General features: G+C 41.5%; 1 protein-coding gene. It reads right to left on the bottom strand.

The window, feature by feature from the left end; all coding sequences use genetic code 11:
• The coding region (locus C508_RS0117355) for a methyl-accepting chemotaxis protein (RefSeq protein ID WP_026319595.1) at window positions 1–1,603 on the bottom strand (1,603 nt) is incomplete at its 3' end.
• Window positions 1,604–1,679 lie beyond the last annotated feature (76 nt).

Below are 1,679 nucleotides of genomic sequence, written 5' to 3'. Positions count from 1 at the left end.
TCAATTGATGAGCCGTAGCCGTAAATTCTTCTATCGAAGCCGTTTGTTCTTCGATTGCTGCTGCAGAGTCTTCTGATTGTGCTGCGATGCGCCGCGAGGCCTGCGCGATGATTTGAGAAGAATCAGCGATACCAGCAAAATTACCGGACACTTGCTTGTTAAGTGTGGTGATTTCTTCCACCGATTTTTTACTGCTTTCGGACGATTCCATGATTTCACGCAATGCGACGGCTAAGTCGGCAACCGCCTTATCAATATGTGACAATTCGCCGCCTAACAACAGGTTTGCGTTTTTTACCAAACCTACCTGTTGTTGCATTTGAGTGATCTTTCCAGTAACATTGTCTGCTGCCACATTAGTCTGTTCCGCCAATTTTCGGACTTCTTCAGCTACTACGGCAAAGCCCCGTCCTGCTTCCCCGGCTCTAGCCGCTTCAATCGCAGCATTCAAAGCCAGCAAGTTCGTTTGTCCTGATATGGCCTTAATCAAGTCGATAATCTGGCTGATATCTTGAGAGTACTCTGCAAGAAGATTGACATTATCTGTGACCTTACCGACAGTTTTTTTCAATTCTTCTGTACGTTCACTCACGATCGAGGCATTTTCATCGCCATAAGACGCTTTTTGCTGCGACTCTTGCGACAGTAAAGATGCTTCCTGCGCATGCTCTACCATCTTGTTCATTCCATCAGCAACTTCATTCGTATTAATCGCCAATTGATTCATATTAGCATTCTGCTGATTAGCCCCCTCCGCGACATCTTGTACAGCTACAGCCACCTGTTCAACGGCTTTGCCGCTTTCTTCACTGGCTCTCGATAGCAAATCGGCCAATTGTTTGACCCTTTCAGCAGTTTCCTGCGAGACACCTATGATTTTTTGCACATTCGCAACAAACATATTAAAGTACCTGGTCACTTCACCGATTTCATCTTTACGATCCTCATCCAAACGAACACGCAAATCACCGTCACCTGTTGCAACTTTGGCAAATGAAGCTGCCAATTTTCGAATAGGTCTGATGACCATCGTGATAATGACAATAAATGCACCGCAAGCGACAATCAAACCTAAAAAAGCTATCGACAACTGAAGCTGTTTTGATGTGTTGATTTTTTTCTGGGCGCTTTGGTCCAGTAAATTGACAAGTTTATTTACTTCAACCACATACCCAGGAACAGTGACATTCACTTTTTCAACCTTTTCCATCGTAGCGTTTTGCATGACATCTAAGACTAATTTACGGTATTTTTTCCATTCTTCCCTTACCAGCGAATACTGTTTCTTTGCTTCAGAATCTTCGATAGGAAGCAATTTCAAGTCGGCATCACCGTTCTCAAAGCCAGCAACAATTTTGTCGTAAGTCTTAATCTCTTCTTCGATTTCCTTTGCAATCGCCGCTTTCTTATCATTCGTCGCATATAAATATTGGTCGCTTAACAGGGCTATTTTATAAGCACGAAAGCGCATATTACCAGAAAGATTTATTGATGGAGCATCGCCTTTTATCAACGAAAAAGTGTACAGGTTAATTCCCAATAAACCCAATATAAAAATCGCCATTAAAAATGTTACTGCAATAAGTTTTGTTTTAATCGACAAATAAATCACCTCACTCACTTTTATTTAAGTATAACATATATTGATTAATTTTAAATACAAATTTCACGTTTGATAT

The organism is Anaeromusa acidaminophila DSM 3853 (assembly GCF_000374545.1).
GTDB lineage: Bacteria > Bacillota > Negativicutes > Anaeromusales > Anaeromusaceae > Anaeromusa > Anaeromusa acidaminophila.
This window is presented reverse-complemented; position numbering and strand designations above follow the sequence as displayed.